Source organism: Nocardia sp. NPDC060249 (genome assembly GCF_042728755.1).
In the GTDB taxonomy this organism is placed as follows: domain Bacteria; phylum Actinomycetota; class Actinomycetes; order Mycobacteriales; family Mycobacteriaceae; genus Nocardia.
On the sequence record NZ_JBHXAQ010000006.1, the window covers coordinates 1,715 to 19,142 of the forward strand.

The window sequence follows — 17,428 nt, forward strand, 5'->3', positions numbered from 1 at the left end:
CCCGCCCGGGGGGCGGCCCGCTGTGGCGCGTCCCCCGCGGCGCCTGACCGGCGACCCGGCCGCGACCGGCCACTTCGTGGCCGCCGCTCCCTAGGGTCGCGGGTGGGGGGCGGGAGTGCGGTCGTGGCGGATCCAGGGTTGGGCTACCGCAGGTGCACCGCGGTGGCGGAGCGCCGGAGTTTGCCGGAGGAGGTCTTCGGCAGGGCTCCCGGCCCGAGGACGGCGACCGTGCGCGGGCGCGAGCCCACTTCGGCGAAGACCTCGTGGACGATCTCGCGCTCGATGCGCTTGACCTCGTCGGCCTCCTGGTAATCGTTGGATTCGACCACCACCGCGAAGCTTTCGCGTTTCTCCCCCGCGTCCAGGCGCACCGCGACCGCGTTGCCGGGGCGGACGCCCGGTACGCGCAGTGCGGCGCGTTCGATGTCGGTGGGGTAGATATTGCGCCCGCCCATGATGATGACGTCCTTCATGCGCCCACACACCACCATCAGGCCGTCTTCGGTGAAGTAACCGATATCGCCGGTGTCGAGCCAGCCGTCGGCGTCCTTGGCGGGGCGGAAGCCGTCGACGGTGACATAGCCCGCGGTCACAGCGGGGCCGCGCAATTCGATGACACCGACCGAGCGAACCGGCAGCGGCTGGCGTTCGGCGTCGACGACGCGACCCTCCAGATCGTCGACCAGGTGCCCCAGGGTCGGCAGCCTGCGCGGGGTGCCGTGGTGGCCGTCCTCGGCGATCGGTACCGCCTTGCCGACAACCTCGAGCAGGTCGGCGTCGATCACGTCGAGCACCTGGCCGTTGCCGGGGTCGGGAATCGATACGGCCAGGGTGGTCTCGGCCATGCCGTACACCGGCGTGAGAGCCATCGGGTTGAGCCCGAACTCGTTTCCCGCCGCCGCGAGGGCGATCATGGTGTCGGGGTCGACCGGTTCGGCGCCGTTCCACATGTAGCGCACGCTGGACAGATCCAGGGTGCCCGGTTCGGCCTGCCGCAGCCGCCGGGCCAGTAGGGAGTACGCGAAATTCGGCGCGGCGGTGACAGTTCCGCGGTACTTGTCGATCAGCTCGGCCCACAGCAGTGGCCTGGCGAGGAAGTCCAGCGGTGTCACGCACACCACCTCGGCGCCGAATTGCATAGGTACGCTAAGGAATCCGACCATGCCCATGTCGTGGAACAGCGGCAGCCAGCTGATCATCACGTCGTCGTCGAGCTGGAATTTGACCCGGTTGAACATCGCGTACGCGTTGGTGTTGAAGTTGCCGTGAGTGATCCGGACCGCCTTGGGCGATCCGGTCGACCCGGAGGTCAACTGCTGCAACGCGATATCGCCCTCGGTGGTCGGCACCGGATCGGTATCGGCGCCCCGGTGCAGTTCCTCGACCGGCACCACGATGATCCCGCGTTCCCGCAGCACCTGCTCGGCGGCCGCGAACGGCGCGCCGAGTACGACAGCCTTCGCGTCGATCATGTGCAGCACCGTTTCGGTGTCACGCACCCAGACCGCGAGGTCGGTGCGTGGCGTCGGTTGGTGCAGCATGGTAATCGACGCGCCACGCATCCAGATCGCCTGGCAGACAGGCGCGATATCGACAGGCAGGCCCGCCAGTACGCCGACGGCGTCGCCGTGCCCGATCCCGGCGGCGGCGAGACCGCCCGCCATCCGCCGCGCCTGATGGTGAATGTCCCCCCAGGTCTGCCGCAGTGGTGCCTCCGGCTCTCCGGTGACCAGTCCCTTCGGGCTGGTCAACGCTGTGCCAAACATTTCGTCGGTGAACCTGCTCAACGTCGGTCTCCCTTTACGCCAACGATCGGTTACGGCCGTGCATTGCACTCAGACAAGAAATCCCGCCCCGCCCCGCGCGTGTTAACCCGGCTGACGCCCCAGCACCCCTGCTGTTGCGCCTTCGACAGCGAAGGTGGCTGCGTAGCGGTCTACGTATGGTCTACCCGATAACGTGGCAATTTCCCGCATCAGCAGGTCGGTTGCCGCTCTGACCTGGGTGTGATGAACAGCTGTGGGATAGCGCCGCGCGGGGTGGACGGTGATGCGTACCTTGGTGAAACGCAACAGTTTCCGACCGCGAGGATTCATGCGATCGGTACCGTCCAGGACCACAGGCACCACCGGTGCCCCGGTGGCCATGGCAACGCGCAGCGCCCCGGTGCGACCACGATAGACCCTGCCATCCCGTGACCGTGTGCCCTCGGGGTGAATTGCCCAAGCGCCCCCGCCCTCGAGGATTCCGGTGGCTGCCGCGAGCGCGTCGGCGGCCGCGTCGCCGCCGGTGCGATCCACCGGTACCTGGCCCGCTGCGGTGAAGAACCAGCGCTTGCATCGCCCACGCAATCCGGTGCCGGCGAAGTACTCCTGCTTCGCCAGGAACGTGAGCGGCCGTGGGATCACCAGGGCCAGGTAGAGCGAGTCGATGAAGGCCAGGTGATTGGCCGCGATGATCACCGGGCCGGTGCGTGGGATGTGCTGGAGCCCTTCGACATGGGGGCGTCCGAGCAGGCGCAGCGCCGGGCCGATGAGGACGTATTTGCACAACAGGTACCACATGGGCAAACCCTTCGTAGACAGTGTCTACCGAAGACTAGTAGACACTGTCTACGCGGGCGACCGCGAAGCTTCGCGAGCTGGTGTGCAGAATTGCCGGTATGCCTGAACCGTTGCGCGAGCGCCTGGTCGACGTCGGTGTCGATCTGCTCGAAACCGACGGCTTCGGCGCACTGGGGTTGCGGGCGATCGCGCGGGCCGCCGGTGTCTCACACGGCGCGCCGCGGCGGTGGTTTCCCACGCACGCGGCGCTGCTCGCGGCGATCGCGGCGCGCGGATTCGGGGAACTGATCGAGCGGTTCGCGGTGCTCGCCACGATCGACGACCCGCGTGAACGGCTACGTCGAATGGCCGTCGACTACGTGGATTTCGCGGTGTCGCGGCCCGAGATGTTCACCCTGATGTTTCGCCACGATCTGCTGGCGGGCTCCGGCGAGAATTTGCGGGCGACGACGCGGCCGCTGTACGGACAGGTGGTGGAGCTGGTCGCGGCGGTGGCGCCGGAGTCGGCGCCGCAGCGCGCGCTGGCCCTGTGGACCAATGTGCACGGTCTGGCGACGATCGCCGTCAACCGGGCGCTGGAGATCGTTGCCCCCGATCAGGACCCGCGGGTGCTCGTGGACCGGATCGTCCGCGAGCACCTCGCGGGGCTCAGCGGGTGAGCTCGGCCAGCGTGGCGACGAAGCGGTCCAGCTCGGCCGGGCCGACGAAATAGTGCGGGGAGGCCCGCAGCACGGCGGGCAGGGTGCGCTCGGACATGTCGAGCAGAGTGGAGCCCGCGTGGCTGACGGTGACGGTGATCGCGTGCTCGGCGAGCCGATCGCGCAGCTGTTCGGGATCGTGGCCGTCGGCGGTGAACGAGACGATGCCGCTGTGCTCGGTGCCCAGATCGCGCACGGTCACCCCGGGTAGTTCCGGCAGGGTCTTGCGCAGGTACTCGGCGCGGGTGGCCACGGCCGCGTAGACCTCGTCGGGGCCCTGTTCGAGCAGATAGTCGACGGCGGCGCCGAGGCCGAGACGGGCGGCGACTCCGCACTCCCAGAATTCGAAACGGGCCGCGCCGTCGGCGAGCCGGTACTCGCCGGGGCTCACCCACTCGGCACTGTGCAGGTCGAGGCGGGCCGGTTCCATCGTCTGCGCCAGTTCGGAACGGACATACAGGAATCCGGTGCCGCGGGGGCCGCGCAACCATTTGCGACCGGTCGACGACATGGCGTCGACCCCGAGTTCGGTGACGTCGATGGGTAGCTGCCCGGTCGACTGGCACGCGTCGAGCAGCACCAGCGCACCGGCTTCGTGGGCGATTCGGGTGGCCTCGGCGACCGGGTTCACGAGGCCGCCGTTGGTCGGCGCGTGCTGGAGCGAAACCAGTCGCACGCGTTCGTCGAGCAGGTCGGCGAGCGCGTCGGTGTCGAGGCGGCCGGTGTCGTCGCTGGGAATGCGCTCGACCACCGCGCCGGTGTGCTTCGCGCGCTGGAGCGCGGCGATCGCGTTGCTGGCGTAGTCGGCGCCGGAGATCAGGATCCGATCGCCGGGTTTCAGCGGTACCGAGTAGGCGAAATCGGCCCATGACCGGGACGCGCTGTCGCTGAGGGCGATGGTGCCGGGCGTGGCGCCGATGAGCGTCGCGATCGAGGTCTTCACCGCGGCGAGGTCGTCCAGGCGTTCGTTAGCCGCTCGGTAGCCACCGATCTCGGCTTCGCGGTGTAAGTGGGCGATCATCGTGTCGAGGACGATCTTCGGCGGCAGTGACGATCCGGCGCTGTCGAGGAAGACCTGACCGTTGGCAAGTCCTGCGGTGTCGGCTCTGATCGCGGCGAGGTCAAGCATGGTGACGACGATAGCGCCCCGAGGCGTTCCCCTTTTCGTCACTTTTTCTGTCGGTGGTCCTCGCTACTCTGGAAAGGACGAAACGCAGGTTCCCCGGCAGCACGCAGCACGTGGAGGTTGGTATGGCGGTCACCCTGGAACGTTCATCGTGGCCCGATTATGCTCCCGACCAGGGCGAATTGTCGTCCAGGGCGGCGGCGGAGGCCTATGTCGGCGGCGTTTGTTTCAAGCTCGGTCCACCTGCGCTGATCGGCGCCGAACTGGAGTGGCTCACCGCCGGTCCCACCGGTTCCCGGCCCTCGCTCGACCAGCTGGCAGCGGCCCTCGGGCCGCACGCACCGACCTCCATCGCTCCCGCTGCCCCCGCGCTTGCCCTGCCCGGCGGCAGCCTGGTCACCGTCGAACCCGGTGGTCAGATAGAACTTTCCAGCGCCCCGTTCGCTGATCCGGCCGCGCTGACGCGGCATCTGCGCGCTGATGCGACCCGTTTGCGGGACCTGCTCGCCGCCCGCGAGATCAGCGTCTTCGCCGCCGCCGCCGATGCGGGCCGTCCCGCCGAGCGCCTGCTCCGTTTGCCCCGCTACGCGGCGATGGAACGTCATTTCGACGGCGTCGGCCCCTTCGGCACCCTGATGATGTGCAATACCGCCGCCACGCAGGTCAGCGTGGACGCGGGCGCCGATCCCGCCGAGGTGCGGGCGCGCTGGACCGCCCTCTACGTCCTCGGCCCCACCCTCATCGCCGCCTTCGCCTGCTCACCGCGCCTGCACGGCGTGCCGCGCGGCGACTGGGCGTCTCAGCGAATGCGCACCTGGTTGCGCCTCGACCCCGCCCGCACCAGACCCCCGGTGGCCGACTGGGCCGACCCGATCGCCTCGTACGCTCACTGGGCTCTCGACGTGCCGCTGTTGTGTGTGCGCTGCACCGATGCCGACGCCGACTGGTCCCCACCGCACGGCGCCACCTTCGCTGACTGGTTGTCCGGCGCCCTCGACGACGAGGTGGGCCGCCGCCCCACCCGCGCCGATCTGGACTACCACCTGACCACCCTCTTTCCGCCGGTCCGAGCATCCGGTCACCTCGAGGTCCGCTACCTCGACACCCAGCCCGGTGAAGCGTGGACCACCCCGATCCACCTGTTCGACGCGCTGCTGTCGACCCCCGCTGTCGTAGCCGAGGCGACAGCCCTCGCCGCGCCCACCGCGGGGGAGTGGCTGACGTCCGCGCGGTGCGGACTGCTCGACCCGCACTTGCGTCGCGCGGCCGCCGACGTGCTCGACCTGGCTGCCGCCCATGCGCGAACACCGTCCGCCGCCGCGGAATTGGCCGCCGTGGCCCGCCGATGTAGTGCGGGCCGCAGTCCGCTCGCCGAGGTCGACTCGGCCCGCGACGGCGCCGGCGGGTCGTGATGGTCTCGTCGCCGACCCGCCGTGGTCGGCATGCCGCTGTCTCTTTGCCCGAAGTCGTTGTCGACCTGTCTGTTTCGGAGCTCTCGTGACTCTTTCCGCCCCCGCCGACCACAGCGACCGCGACCGGACGCGCGCTCGTATCGCCGAGGTCCTGTCGCGTGCTCGCCGTCGCACCGCTCTGCTCACCGAGAGCGTGGACGAAGCCGATCTCGTCGCCCAGCATTCGCCGCTGATGTCGCCGCTGGTCTGGGACCTGGCGCATATCGGGAACCAGGAAGAGCTGTGGCTGGTGCGTGATGTCGGTGGGCGTGACGCGGTGCGGGCCGATATCGATGAGCTCTACGACGCGTTCAAACACGCCAGGTCGAACCGGCCCGCGCTGCCGCTGCTCAACCCCGAGCAGGCGCGCGGTTACGTCGGCTCGGTGCGCGAAAAGGTACTCGACGTCCTCGATTCCAGTGCCCTGGCCGGTAATCCACTGGTGGACAAGGGGTTCGCGTTCGGCATGATCGCTCAGCACGAGCAGCAGCACGACGAGACCATGCTCGCCACCCACCAATTGCGCATCGGCGCGCCTGTCCTGTCGGCGCCGCCCGCTCCTGTCGCTCCGGTGCCGGTTGGCGGCGAGATCATTCTTCCCGCAGGCGAATTCCTGATGGGAACCTCGGCCGATCCGTGGGCGCTGGACAACGAACGCCCCGCCCATCCGGTGCACGTCGACGGCTTCGCGATCGATGTCGCGCCGGTGACCAACGGGCAGTTCCTCGCCTTCCTCGACGACGGTGGCTACGACCGGCCCGAGCTGTGGTCCGAGCGTGGCTGGGCGCACCGCAGGGAGGCGGGCTTGATCGCTCCGCAGTTCTGGGAGCGCGACGGTGACAGATGGACGCGCACGGCATTCGGCGTCCGTACTCCGCTGCGGCTCGATCAACCCGTGGTGCATGTGTGCTGGTTCGAGGCCGAGGCCTACGCGCGGTGGGCCGGAAAGCGCTTGCCGACCGAGGCCGAATGGGAGAAGGCCGCCAGGTTCGACCCGGAAACCGGTGCGTCGCGGCGCTATCCGTGGGGCGAGGACCAACCGGACGCGCACCTGGCCAACCTCGGCCAGCGGCACCTGGAACCCGCCGAGATCGGCGCCTATCCGGCCGGTGCGTCGGCCACCGGCGTGCACCAGCTCATCGGCGACGTCTGGGAATGGTGCTCCTCGGGTTTCGAGGCCTACCCCGGGTTCCGCGCGTTCCCCTACCGCGAATACTCGGAGGTCTTCTTCGGCGGCGATTACCGCATCCTGCGTGGCGGCTCCTTCGGCACCGACGAGGTCGCCTGCCGTGCCACCTTCCGCAACTGGGACCATCCGATCCGCCGCCAGATCTTCGCCGGGTTCCGGCTCGCCAGAGATCTGCGCGAGGACGAACTCTGATGTGCAGGCACCTCGGTTACGTCGGCCCACCGGTAGGGGTCGGCGAGCTGATTCTGCGCGGCCCGCACTCGCTGTACGCCCAGTCCTGGGCGCCGGTCGATATGCGCGCGGGCGGCACCATCAACGCCGATGGCTTCGGCGTGGCCTGGTGGCGCCGTGCCGATGTGGGCACGGAGGGCGCCCGCGACGCGGTAGCCCGCTACCGCAACCAGGCTCCGATCTGGACCGACCCCGCCGTCGCCGAAGTGCTCGGCCACCTCGAATCCCGTTCGGTCGTCGCCGCCGTCCGCTCGGCCACCGTCGGCATGCCGGTGGAGCGTTCCGCCTGCGCGCCGTTCACCGACGAACACTGGGCCTTCAGCCACAACGGCGTCGTCCCGGACTGGCGAACCACCCTCGTCGCCGTCCTCGCCGATCTGAACGAGGTCTTCACCACCGCAACACCGTTCGATTCCCCCGCCGTGCTGCTGCAAGCAGAGGCGCTCACCGATTCCGCCGCACTGTGGGTGCTGCTGCGGGGCCTGCTCGCGGCGATCGACCCCGTCGGTCCCGTTACTTCCCCGGCCGGCGCCCTACAGCTGCTGGTCGCGACCGTTCTCCGTCATCAGCCGAGCGCTCGCCTGAACCTGTTGCTCGGCAACGGCATCCAGCTGTGGGCCACTACCTGCTGGCATGCGCTGTCGGTGCTCGTCACCGACGACTACACCGTGCTGTCGTCCGAACCCTACGACGCGGATCCACGCTGGCAATCCGTCGTCGACCACCGACTGGTCACCGCCACACCCGGCCACTGCACCATCACCGCACTCGAACTCCCCGCTACCGAAAGGGTCCGTTCATGACCGCGCCGCTGCTGGACATCCATCTCACCGACGACGATCTCACCGCGGCCTTGCGCGCCGACGCCCGCACCGGACTGACCGCCGACCCGAAGTCGCTGCCGCCCAAGTGGTTCTACGACGCGCGCGGTAGCGAGCTCTTCGAGCGGATCACCGAACTGCCCGAGTACTACCCGACCCGTACCGAGCGAGCCCTGCTCGAGCGGGTCGTCGGTGAGATCGCCGCGGCCGCGCGCGCCGAGGTGCTGGTGGAGCTCGGCTCGGGCTCGGCCGCCAAGACCCGCCTGCTGCTGGACGCGCTCACCGCCGAGGGTTCGCTGAAAACCTATGTTCCGCAAGATGTCTCGGCCTCGGCGTTGCGCGGCGCGGCCGACGAGATCGCGGCCGAGTACCCGAACCTGTCCGTGCACGGCGTGGTCAGCGACTTCACCGACACCCTGCACAACCTGCCCCGCGGCGGCCGCCGCATGATCGCCTTCCTCGGCGGCACCATCGGCAATCTGGTCCCCGCCGAGCGCGCCGAATTCCTGGCGGGCATCAACGAGGTCCTCGAACCCGGCGAGTTGCTCCTGCTCGGCGCGGGCCTGGTCATCGACCCGGCGATCCTGGTTCCCGCCTACGACGACGCCGCGGGCGTCACCGCCGAGTTCAACCGCAATGTCCTGCACGTCCTCAACAACCGTCTCGACGCCGACTTCGCCCCCGAGAAATTCGACCACGTCGCCCGCTGGGACGCCGAGAACGAGTGGATCGAAATGCGCCTGCGCGCCACCGAAGCGATGACGGCCACCGTCGCCGGCCTGAACCTCACCGTCGACTTCGCCGCGGGCGAGGAAATCCGCACCGAGATCTCCGCCAAGTTCCGCCCCGAATCCCTCGCCGCCGAACTCGACGAAGCAGGCTTCACCCCCACCCACACCTGGACCGATCCAGACAACCGCTTCATCCTGGCCTTGGCCGAACGCCGCTGAGTCCGGTCAGGGCGAGCGTGGTCAGAGGTCGAGTTCGTCGGCGAGGTATTCGCCGCTGGTGAGGCTCTCGTCGCCCTCGAGATCCTTGTCGACGCCTTCCTCGCCGTTGACGGCGTCGTCGTCGAAGAGGTCGCCGTCGACATCGTCCTCGCCGACCACCCGCATCGCGCCTTCCTCGGCGGGGCGTTCGTCCTCTTCCATCGCCTCGTGGCGGGAGCCACGTTCGGTGTACTCCTCGGCGACTTCCTCGTTGATGCCGAGGAAGCCGTCGGCGTCGGCTTCGTGATTGCGGATCACGTAGTCGGCGGGCGGGTCTTCCACATAGCGTTCGTATTCGACGATGTCGTCGGCTTGATCGTCATCGCCCATGTCCATGTCCAACGGTTCACGGCTCATGGTCTCCAGTATCGGCCCCGGACGGCCGTCCGTCACGAACCACGCCAGGGCCGGGCAGTCGTCAACTACGGGCGCCTGCCGCTGGTGTCCTCCGGGACGCCTTGGAGGACGGCGGCGAACCATTCGACGAGCGGCCGCAGCTCGTTCCAGGCGCGGCGGATCTCGGTGGCCGCGGCCGGGGTGGTGAGCCACTCCGGTGCGCCGAACTCGCGATGCACGGTCAGTGACTTGTGGCGCAGCAGGTCGATGCGCGGATGGTCGATGGCGTAGCCCTTCGGCTTGGTTTTGAGCTTGTCGCCGCCGAGGGTGAAACCGGCCGCCGCCGTCGCGGCCAGAATCTTCTCCAGTTCCGCGCCGCGCACCTCGTCGTCGATCGTCGCGCGCAGCACGGCCAAGGCAGTGGGTGAGGGCCGGAAGCAGCCGCCCGCGACGAACAACCCCGCCGCCCCGATCTGCACATACCAGCCGACGCCCGGCGCCACTCCCGCCACCGCACCCTGATGAGTCTTGTAGGGGAGCTTGTCGGCGGAGAATCGGACATCACGGTAGGGGCGGAAGATCTTGGCCTGGCCGAATTCCGCCGCGAGTTCGGCGGTGAGCGCGGTCATCGGGGCGCGCACGGCCTCGTCGTAGAGGTGTTTGTGCGCGTTCCAGAAGGCCTTCGAGTTGTCGGCCTCCAGATCTTCGTAGAAGTCGAGTCCGGCGAGCGGGAATCCGGCGAAAGCGTCCATCGGTGCGGCGTTTCTCAGTTCTGTTCGGGGATCGGGGCCTCGGGCGATCGGGTCGGCTACTGCCTACCAGTATCGCCCGCCGAGGCTCACATACCGCCGATCAGTGCCACGAACACGACCACCAGAACCGCGGCCAGCGCCGCGACCGCCCCGTTGGCGATCGCCGCCCACTTGCCCATCGGCTCGCCTTTGGCATGCCCCACCAGCCCGAGCACGACTCCCGTCGGCGCGGTGACGAGCACCGGCAGCCCGCACAGCATCGCCCCGCCGAGCACCGACGCCGCGACACAACAGAAGCTGATGATCGACCACACCGGAGTGTTGTCCCGGTAGCCGTACCCCGGCGGGGGCGGCGAGGGGAACTGCCCCGGGTACTGCGGCGCACCGTAGGGCGCCCGCCCAGGCGGCGGATAGCCCGCAGCGGGATATATCGGCGCGGCATTACCGACAGCGGGATAGCCGGGCGCGGGAAACATCGGCCCCGGCGGTGGCGACGGATACGGCGGCAGATCGACGGCCGGACTCGCGCTCCCGCCCCAGGGCTGTGCGGCGGCGGGCGGTGGGGGATACGACCCCGCGTCGTCAGGGCTCGCCGGATTCGCAATCCCACCCCATGGTTCCCCGCCCGACGGATCAGGCACCTCCGGCGCGTCCTGCACCCGCGGCACACCCTGATCCTTACCGAGCTCGACCCGCCGCTCCGGCTCAGTCCCCATGCCGCCCCCTGTCACGTCCCGAATTACAGGACCACCATGCACCAAAGACCAGCCGGTGCGCCATTGTCCGAGGACAAACGCACCGACTGGTCTCGCGACAACATGGGTAACTCGCCGGGCACGGGCTGACCCTCAACCTCTGAAGGCTTGCCGCGTCCCCAACCCACCCCGCGCCCCAGTCCGGCCAAAAGTCACGGCGAGGCGGAACAGCTCAAGCGTTGCCGTTGAAGAGGCCGGTGACCGAGCCGTTCTCGAAGACCTCGCGGATGGTGCGGGCCAGCAGCGGCGCGATCGACAGCACGGTCAGCGTCGGGAACTTCTTCTCCTCGCTGATCGGCAGCGTGTTGGTGATGACGACTTCCCTGGCGCCACAGTTGGCGAGACGCTCGGCGGCCGGATCGCTGAGCACACCGTGGGTGGCCGCGATGATGACGTCGCCCGCGCCGGCTTCCTTGAGCACCTTCACCGCACCGGCGATGGTGCCACCGGTGTCGATCATGTCGTCGATCAGCACACAGGTGCGGCCTTCGACGTCACCGACGACGCGGTTGGACTTCACCTGGTTGGGCACCAGCGGGTCGCGGGTCTTGTGGATGAACGCCAGCGGCGTGCCGCCGAGCGCGTCGGCCCACTTCTCGGCGACCTTCACCCGGCCCGCGTCGGGGGAGACGACCGCGAGGTTGTCCGACGGGTAGTTGGTGCGGATGTAGTCCGACAGCTGCACCAGCGCGTGCATGTGATCGACGGGGCCGTCGAAGAAGCCCTGGATCTGGTCGGTGTGTAGGTCGACGCTGATGATGCGGTCGGCGCCCGCGGTCTTGAGCAGGTCGGCGACCAGGCGGGCCGAGATCGGCTCGCGGCCGCGGTGCTTCTTGTCCTGGCGCGCGTAGGGGTAGAACGGCAGCACCGCGGTGATCCGCTTGGCCGAACCGCGCTTGAGCGCGTCGATCATGATGAGCTGTTCCATCAGCCACTGGTTGAGCGGCGCGGGGAAGCTCTGCAGCACGAAGGCGTCGGAACCGCGGACCGACTCCTCGAAGCGAACGAAGATCTCGCCGTTGGCGAATTCGCGCGCGGTCTGCGGAGTGATGTCGACGTCGAGTTCCTTGGCGACCTGTTCGGCCAGCTCAGGATGTGACCGGCCTGCGAAGAGCATCAAGTTCTTCTGGTTGTCGATCGAGAACGCGGTCACTGCTGGTTGCCATCCTTTTGCTCGATTGTCTTCGAAGACGTCTCGTCTGCCGCGATGGCTTCCGCCGCCGCGCGCGCCGCAGCGGTTCCTGGACGGTAGCGCTGCACCCAGTTTTCAAAAGTGCGCTGTGGCCCACCCGACACAGCAAGTGCACCCGGTGGAACGCTTCTGCGCAGTACAGTACCCGCACCCGTATAGGCGCCGTCACCCACCGTTACCGGTGCGATGAACATGGTGTCGCTCCCTGTTCGCACATGGGAACCAACCACGGTGTGGTGCTTGTTCACTCCGTCATAGTTCACAAAAACGCTGGAAGCGCCGATGTTGCTGTACTCGCCGATCGTCGCGTCGCCGACGTAGGTGAGGTGGGGCACCTTCGAGTGCGCGCCGATCGAGGCGTTCTTGGTCTCGACGAACGCGCCGAGCTTGCCTTCCTCGCCGACAACGGTGCCCGGCCGCAGGTAACTGAACGGCCCGATGGTGGCGCCCTCGCCGATCTCGGCGCGCTCGCCGTGGGTGCGGATCACGCTCGCGCGCTCGCCGACGAACACATCGGTGAGCGTGGTGTCCGGCCCGATCTCGGCGTCCTCACCGATGTGGGTCCGGCCGAAGAGCTGGGTGCCGGGCCGCAGCACCGCGTCGCGCCCGATCCGCACACTCGCGTCGATCCAGGTCGTCGCCGGGTCGATGATGGTGACGCCCGCGCGCATGTGGCGTTCGAGAATGTAGCGATTGAGGGTGGCGCCTGCCTGCGACAGCTGCACCCGGTCGTTCACGCCGGTGACCTTGTTGGAGTCGACCAGCCGCGCGCCGTGCACCGGATGACCGGCTTCGCGGGCCAGCCGCAGCACATCGGTGAGGTAGAGCTCGTGCTGGGCGTTGGCTGTGGACAGCCGCCCGATCATCGTGCGCAGTACCGACGCGTCGAACGCGTAGACGCCGGAGTTGACCTCTTTGAGCTTGGCCTGCTCGGGAGTCGCGTCGGCGTGCTCCACGATCTCGGCGACCTGGCCGTCGTCGTCGCGCACGATCCGGCCGTAGCCGTTGGCGTCGTCGGGCACGAAGGTCAGCACCGTCACGGCCGGCCGTTCGGCGTAGCTGCGGTGCTCGTCGAGCAGCGCGGAAAGAGTGTGCCCGTCGAGCAACGGCACATCGGCCGAGGTGACGAGAAGGTCGCCGTCGAAGTCCGCCGGGATCGAACCCAGTGCGCACTGCACCGCGTGTCCGGTTCCGAGCTGCTGCTCCTGCACCGCGCACACGATCTCGCGGCCGAGTTCCTTACCCACGTCCGCGACGGCGGTTCCGACCTTCTCCCGGTCGTGCCCGACAACGGTGATCAGGTGCGTCGGATCGATCTCGACGGCGGCGTGCAGCGCGTGCGAGAGCATCGACCGGCCTGCTAACGGGTGCAGCACTTTCGGAGTCTTCGACCGCATTCGCGTCCCGGCACCTGCGGCGAGAACGACGACGGCGGTCTGCGGTGACATGGATCTCCCTCGGCTGCCTGTCAGCGAGTGTGCTGTGGCGGGTTCGGTCGGTAGATGGTGCGGGCCGACGATACGTCACTGTGTGTCCGTGTGCTCCGCCGCCAGGACTCGAACCTGAACTATCTGAACCAAAATCAGAGGTGCTGCCATTACACTACGGCGGATCGCTACACCAGTGGGCAGTCATCGCCCACCACTGTGCTACGGCACGCCAGTGATCCTCGCACACGATCCCGTCCTCGGGCGAATCTTGTGTACGCCTGTCGCGTCCGTGCTCGGATGCCGTTGTTAGCCTTCTGGAACGCACGTACTGATTTCTCGTGAGTCGAAACGCGGAGAGGCGGGGGCACGCATGTCGTCCAGTGAGCCGGGGCGGGCCACCAGGCCCAGGATGACGGGTACGCAGCGCAGGCAGCAGCTGATCGAGATCGGGCGCGCGTTGTTCGCGGAGCGGGGGTACGACGCGACATCGATCGAGGAGATCGCGCAGCGAGCGCAGGTGTCCAAGCCGGTGGTCTACGAGCATTTCGGCGGCAAGGAAGGTCTCTACGCGGTCGTCGTCGATCGTGAGATGTCGATGCTGCTGGAGATGGTCACCTCCTCGCTCACCCGCAATCGATCGCGGGTGCGATTAGAGCAGGTGGCGCTGGCCTTGCTCACCTACATCGAGGAGCGGACCGACGGTTTCCGGATCCTGGTCCGCGACCAGCCCGCCGCCAACTCCGACGGGCGCTACTCGAGCCTGCTCAACGAGGCCGTCAACCAGGTGGCCCATCTGCTCGCCGGCGATTTCGGCCGCCGCGATCTCGACACCAGCCTCGCCCCGCTCTATGCCCAAGCTCTGGTCGGCATGGTCTCGACCACCGCCACCTGGTGGCTCGACGAGCGCACCCCGCCCAAAGAGGTGGTCGCGGCGCACCTGGTCAACCTGTGCTGGAACGGTTTGAGTCATTTGGAAGCCGAACCGGGGCTCAGCTCCGAATGGAATACGGGGACTACGCCGACCAGCGGTGGGGTAACCGGACGTTAGCGCAAGCAGCGTGGACCGAATCCATGATTCGGCTGCCACTTTGCCGCCTGGTGGTACGGTTCACCCATCCTTTTGGGTGCTGCCGGGCGGTATGTCGAGCAAATTTCGGGATGTCGGTCTACTTCAGGATGGCTGGATTATTGGATGACAGGCGGATCTGATGGCTAGGCAAGCACGCGCGGAGATCACCCGCGACTCCGTCCTTGCTGGCGCTGCCGATGTCTTTCTCCGTTTGGGCTACGCCAACGCGAGCCTCAGCGAAATCATCGCGCAGTCCAATGTGACCAAGGGCGCCTTGTACTTTCACTTCGGCTCCAAGGAGGAGCTGGCCAGGGCGGTGGTCGATCAGGGCAACGAGCGCCTGACCGGATCCTGTCAGGGCTTCTTCGATTCCCGGGTGCCCGCGCTGGAGGCGGCCGTCGGGATCACCTACGTGGTGGCCGATCTGTCGATGAACGATCCGATGGTGGGGGCGATGCTCAAGCTCACCCACCAGATCGGTGACTATCGCGGCGCGCAGGGCGACAACATCGCCAAGACCTGGGGCGAGACCTACCGGTTGCTGTCGGAGCGGGCCATCTCCCAGGGTGACCTGATCGCCGACCTCGATCCGGAAGTGGTCGGCGTGCTGCTCCAGGAACTGACGGCGGGCGTGCACATCGTCGCGGTCGGCACCGAGTCGATGGAGCAGATGGCGGCGCGGATGGAGCGGGCCTGGTATTTCCTGCTGCCCTCGCTGGTGCCACCGGAGAAGCTGTCGTACTTCCGGGAGTTCGCGGCGCGCAGGCTGCGCCGCTACGTCGTCTAGTTCACACGCTGCGGTCGGTGGCGAGCACCGCCCGCACATCTGTCTCGGCTCCGGTCGGGGTGATCCGGACTTCGTTGCGGCCGAAGGCGTGCAAAAGCAGTTCCGACGGCGGGCCGGTGAGTACCACCTCGACGCCGTCGCCTCGGTGCGCCGTGATCCGAGCGCCCTGCGGCGTCGCGAGGACGACCGGGACCGGCGACTTGCGGTAGGCCGCGCGGGCGACGGTGCGCAGTGCGGTCCACAGGCGATCTTCGTCGCGCGCCGCCAATTGCCTTGGCTCCCAGCCCGGTTCGGCCCTGCGAACGTCTTCGTGGTGGACGAACATCTCGCTGAGATTGGCCACCGCGTCGACCGGGCGCAGCGGCGACCACCACGGCGGGCCGGTGCGGACCAGCTCGAGCAGTTCGGCGAAGGGCCGCTGCGCGATCTGGGCCTGCTTGGCTTCGAGGTACCCGGCCATTGGCCGGAAGACGATGCCCACCGACGCGTCGGGCCTGCGTTCGCGGACCACCAGGTGGGCGGCGAGGTCGTGCACCGTCCAGGTGCCGCACAGGGTCGGCGCGGCAGGGCCGGCCTCGGTCATCGTTTCCACGAGGGCGTGGCGTTCACGTCGAGCCAGACTCACTCCTCGACCCTACGCGCGTCGCGACGTCCGCGGCGCCGAGCCTGTCGACAAACAGCCGGCCTTCGAGCGATCCCGGCCTGATAGTGCATGTCAGCCGCCGTTCATCCACTGTCGCTTGAGGTTCCAATGGTTGGCCCACCACGCCTGTTCCGCGGCGGGGTCGGAGCCTGCCGCCGGGGGTGGCGATTCTCCCGGGAACAGCCCTTGCGGACCGGGGGCGCCGACCTTTGCCGGGGTCGGAGGGGCGCTCGGTGCGGCCGTTTCCGGTGTGCCCGCCGGTTCGGGGGAGTCTGTGGGACCGGCTTCCGGAACCCGGATGGGCGGTCCCGGATCACGAGGCGCGGCGGTGGCGGGGGCCGTAGCAGCGGACGGCGGCGCCGGAGCGGGAGCCGACGAGTGGTTCGGCGCTGTCGCCGGAGCAGGTGTCACAGGGTGGGTGCGATCTTGCGGCGAGGTCGGAAGCGAGGCATCGGGGGTTGCCTCGACAGCGGCAGGCGCTGAGGTCGCCGGTGGAGCAAGGCTGGTCGAGTTGGGGGAACCCGCGTTCATGGCGGGCGAGTTTTCCGCCAGTACCTGCGACACGGCGAATCCGGCGACGCCGAGAAAGGCCGCGAGAGCCGCCGCGGTCAGTACCAGCCGCTGGTGGCGCCGAGGCGCGTGCGGTGGTTCGGCGAGCTGCTTTCGCACCTGGTCGGCGGCGATCAGCGCGGCTCCGCGCGCCGTTGCCTGCGTGAAGTCCGGGACGAGGACCACGCGCGCGGTGAGTTCGTAGCGCAGGGCGCCCGCGATCTCGGGATCGGCGGCCGACGAACCACAGAGGACAACCGCGTCGGGGTGCGCCGGGATCGACGCCAGCATCGACCGCACGCGACCGATCGTCTCGGTCATCGCGTCGGTGTCGAACGATTCCGCGGGACCGTCGGCCGAGGCACCCTCGGCAATTCCGGTGGTCCAGGCGTCCGAGGCCAGGATCTGACGACGATCCGGCCCGATCATCACGGCAGTCGCGGCGTGTTCGGCGAGGTCGAGCATCACCACGGTCCCGACCTCATCGAGTTCCGGCATGGCACCGACCAGCGTGAACAGCGCCGATCGGGTCGAAACCAGCGATGCTGTCCGCCACGGCCCGGCCGCGAGCTCCGAGACGATCCGCTGCCGGTCCTGCGCCGTGCGATACGCCACGGCGACATCCGCGATGACCGGCGCCGCCTCGGCAAGAGCGTCGAGTGCGTGGACGATCGAGCCCCCGTCTTCGACACGCTGCTCGACCGACTGGAGGACCTCGGATTTCTTCCCCGGTGCGTTGGACAGGAGCACCCCCCGGACGACAGTGCGTTCCGCTGATATTCCGACTGTGGTCGTCATAGATCACCCACTCGATAGACGTATAGCTTTCGGAGATTCGTGGCGGGT

General features: G+C 68.3%; 17 protein-coding genes and 1 tRNA gene. 7 read left to right on the forward strand and 11 right to left on the reverse strand.

Annotated features, from left to right (window positions below; translation table 11 throughout):
- Nucleotides 1-143 precede the first annotated feature (143 nt).
- Nucleotides 144-1,787, reverse strand: a complete 1,644-nt coding sequence (locus tag ACFWFP_RS21625; RefSeq protein WP_379297716.1) for a fatty acyl-AMP ligase — start codon at nucleotides 1,785-1,787, stop codon at nucleotides 144-146.
- Nucleotides 1,788-1,868: 81 nt separating this feature from the next.
- Nucleotides 1,869-2,564 carry a lysophospholipid acyltransferase family protein gene (locus ACFWFP_RS21630; RefSeq protein WP_379297718.1) on the reverse strand — a complete coding sequence of 232 codons (696 nt, stop codon included), beginning with the start codon at nucleotides 2,562-2,564 and terminating at the stop codon, nucleotides 1,869-1,871.
- Between the two features lie 98 nt (nucleotides 2,565-2,662).
- Here ACFWFP_RS21630 and ACFWFP_RS21635 point away from each other — a divergent pair, with 98 nt between their 5' ends.
- Entirely contained in the window at nucleotides 2,663-3,223 is a 561-nt protein-coding gene (locus ACFWFP_RS21635; RefSeq protein WP_379297720.1) for a TetR/AcrR family transcriptional regulator, read from the forward strand.
- Here ACFWFP_RS21635 and ACFWFP_RS21640 read toward each other — a convergent pair.
- The gene (locus ACFWFP_RS21640; RefSeq protein WP_379297722.1) at nucleotides 3,213-4,391 is read right to left on the reverse strand and encodes an aminotransferase class V-fold PLP-dependent enzyme; all 1,179 of its coding nucleotides are present in this window, start codon (nucleotides 4,389-4,391) and stop codon (nucleotides 3,213-3,215) included. The genes ACFWFP_RS21635 and ACFWFP_RS21640 overlap by 11 nt on opposite strands.
- 122 nt (nucleotides 4,392-4,513) lie before the next feature.
- Here ACFWFP_RS21640 and egtA point away from each other — a divergent pair, with 122 nt between their 5' ends.
- The 4 genes from egtA (at nucleotide 4,514) to egtD (ending at nucleotide 9,030) form a co-directional block, all read left to right on the forward strand.
- Nucleotides 4,514-5,800, forward strand: a complete 1,287-nt coding sequence (gene egtA / locus ACFWFP_RS21645; protein WP_379297724.1) for an ergothioneine biosynthesis glutamate--cysteine ligase EgtA — start codon at nucleotides 4,514-4,516, stop codon at nucleotides 5,798-5,800.
- Between the two features lie 85 nt (nucleotides 5,801-5,885).
- The gene (gene egtB / locus ACFWFP_RS21650; protein WP_379297726.1) at nucleotides 5,886-7,220 is read left to right on the forward strand and encodes an ergothioneine biosynthesis protein EgtB; all 1,335 of its coding nucleotides are present in this window, start codon (nucleotides 5,886-5,888) and stop codon (nucleotides 7,218-7,220) included.
- Nucleotides 7,220-8,062: an ergothioneine biosynthesis protein EgtC gene (gene egtC / locus ACFWFP_RS21655; RefSeq protein ID WP_379297728.1), complete on the forward strand. Its 843-nt coding sequence runs from the start codon at nucleotides 7,220-7,222 to the stop codon at nucleotides 8,060-8,062. Before egtB ends, egtC begins: the two co-directional genes overlap by 1 nt.
- The gene (gene egtD, locus ACFWFP_RS21660; RefSeq protein ID WP_379297730.1) at nucleotides 8,059-9,030 is read left to right on the forward strand and encodes an L-histidine N(alpha)-methyltransferase; all 972 of its coding nucleotides are present in this window, start codon (nucleotides 8,059-8,061) and stop codon (nucleotides 9,028-9,030) included. Before egtC ends, egtD begins: the two co-directional genes overlap by 4 nt.
- A gap of 21 nt (nucleotides 9,031-9,051) precedes the next feature.
- On the opposite strand, the gene ACFWFP_RS21665 is transcribed toward egtD, so the two are convergent.
- The 6 genes from ACFWFP_RS21665 to ACFWFP_RS21690 form a co-directional block, all read right to left on the reverse strand.
- Entirely contained in the window at nucleotides 9,052-9,426 is a 375-nt protein-coding gene (locus ACFWFP_RS21665; RefSeq protein ID WP_379297732.1) for a hypothetical protein, read from the reverse strand.
- A 65-nt stretch (nucleotides 9,427-9,491) separates the two neighbouring features.
- A complete protein-coding gene (locus ACFWFP_RS21670; RefSeq protein ID WP_379297734.1) occupies nucleotides 9,492-10,157 on the reverse strand; it encodes a DUF2461 domain-containing protein in 666 nt (221 codons plus the stop codon).
- Nucleotides 10,158-10,243: 86 nt separating this feature from the next.
- Nucleotides 10,244-10,873: a hypothetical protein gene (locus ACFWFP_RS21675; protein WP_379297736.1), complete on the reverse strand. Its 630-nt coding sequence runs from the start codon at nucleotides 10,871-10,873 to the stop codon at nucleotides 10,244-10,246.
- A gap of 211 nt (nucleotides 10,874-11,084) precedes the next feature.
- On the reverse strand, nucleotides 11,085-12,065 hold the full coding sequence (locus ACFWFP_RS21680) for a ribose-phosphate diphosphokinase (RefSeq protein WP_379297738.1): 981 nt from the start codon (nucleotides 12,063-12,065) through the stop codon (nucleotides 11,085-11,087).
- Complete coding sequence (glmU, locus tag ACFWFP_RS21685) at nucleotides 12,062-13,552, reverse strand: bifunctional UDP-N-acetylglucosamine diphosphorylase/glucosamine-1-phosphate N-acetyltransferase GlmU (protein WP_379297740.1); 1,491 nt, start codon at nucleotides 13,550-13,552, stop codon at nucleotides 12,062-12,064. Before glmU ends, ACFWFP_RS21680 begins: the two co-directional genes overlap by 4 nt.
- 93 nt (nucleotides 13,553-13,645) lie before the next feature.
- Nucleotides 13,646-13,716 (reverse strand) — tRNA-Gln (locus ACFWFP_RS21690).
- Nucleotides 13,717-13,904: 188 nt separating this feature from the next.
- On the opposite strand from ACFWFP_RS21690, the gene ACFWFP_RS21695 reads away from it, so the two are divergent.
- Nucleotides 13,905-14,582: a TetR/AcrR family transcriptional regulator gene (locus tag ACFWFP_RS21695; protein WP_378993171.1), complete on the forward strand. Its 678-nt coding sequence runs from the start codon at nucleotides 13,905-13,907 to the stop codon at nucleotides 14,580-14,582.
- Between the two features lie 160 nt (nucleotides 14,583-14,742).
- The gene (locus ACFWFP_RS21700) at nucleotides 14,743-15,390 is read left to right on the forward strand and encodes a TetR family transcriptional regulator (protein ID WP_379297742.1); all 648 of its coding nucleotides are present in this window, start codon (nucleotides 14,743-14,745) and stop codon (nucleotides 15,388-15,390) included.
- 1 nt (nucleotide 15,391) lies between these two features.
- Here the strand turns inward: ACFWFP_RS21700 and ACFWFP_RS21705 are convergent, their stop codons facing one another.
- Nucleotides 15,392-16,015, reverse strand: a complete 624-nt coding sequence (locus tag ACFWFP_RS21705) for a TIGR03085 family metal-binding protein (protein ID WP_379297744.1) — start codon at nucleotides 16,013-16,015, stop codon at nucleotides 15,392-15,394.
- A gap of 90 nt (nucleotides 16,016-16,105) precedes the next feature.
- Nucleotides 16,106-17,380, reverse strand: a complete 1,275-nt coding sequence (locus ACFWFP_RS21710) for a hypothetical protein (RefSeq protein ID WP_379297746.1) — start codon at nucleotides 17,378-17,380, stop codon at nucleotides 16,106-16,108.
- Nucleotides 17,381-17,428 lie beyond the last annotated feature (48 nt).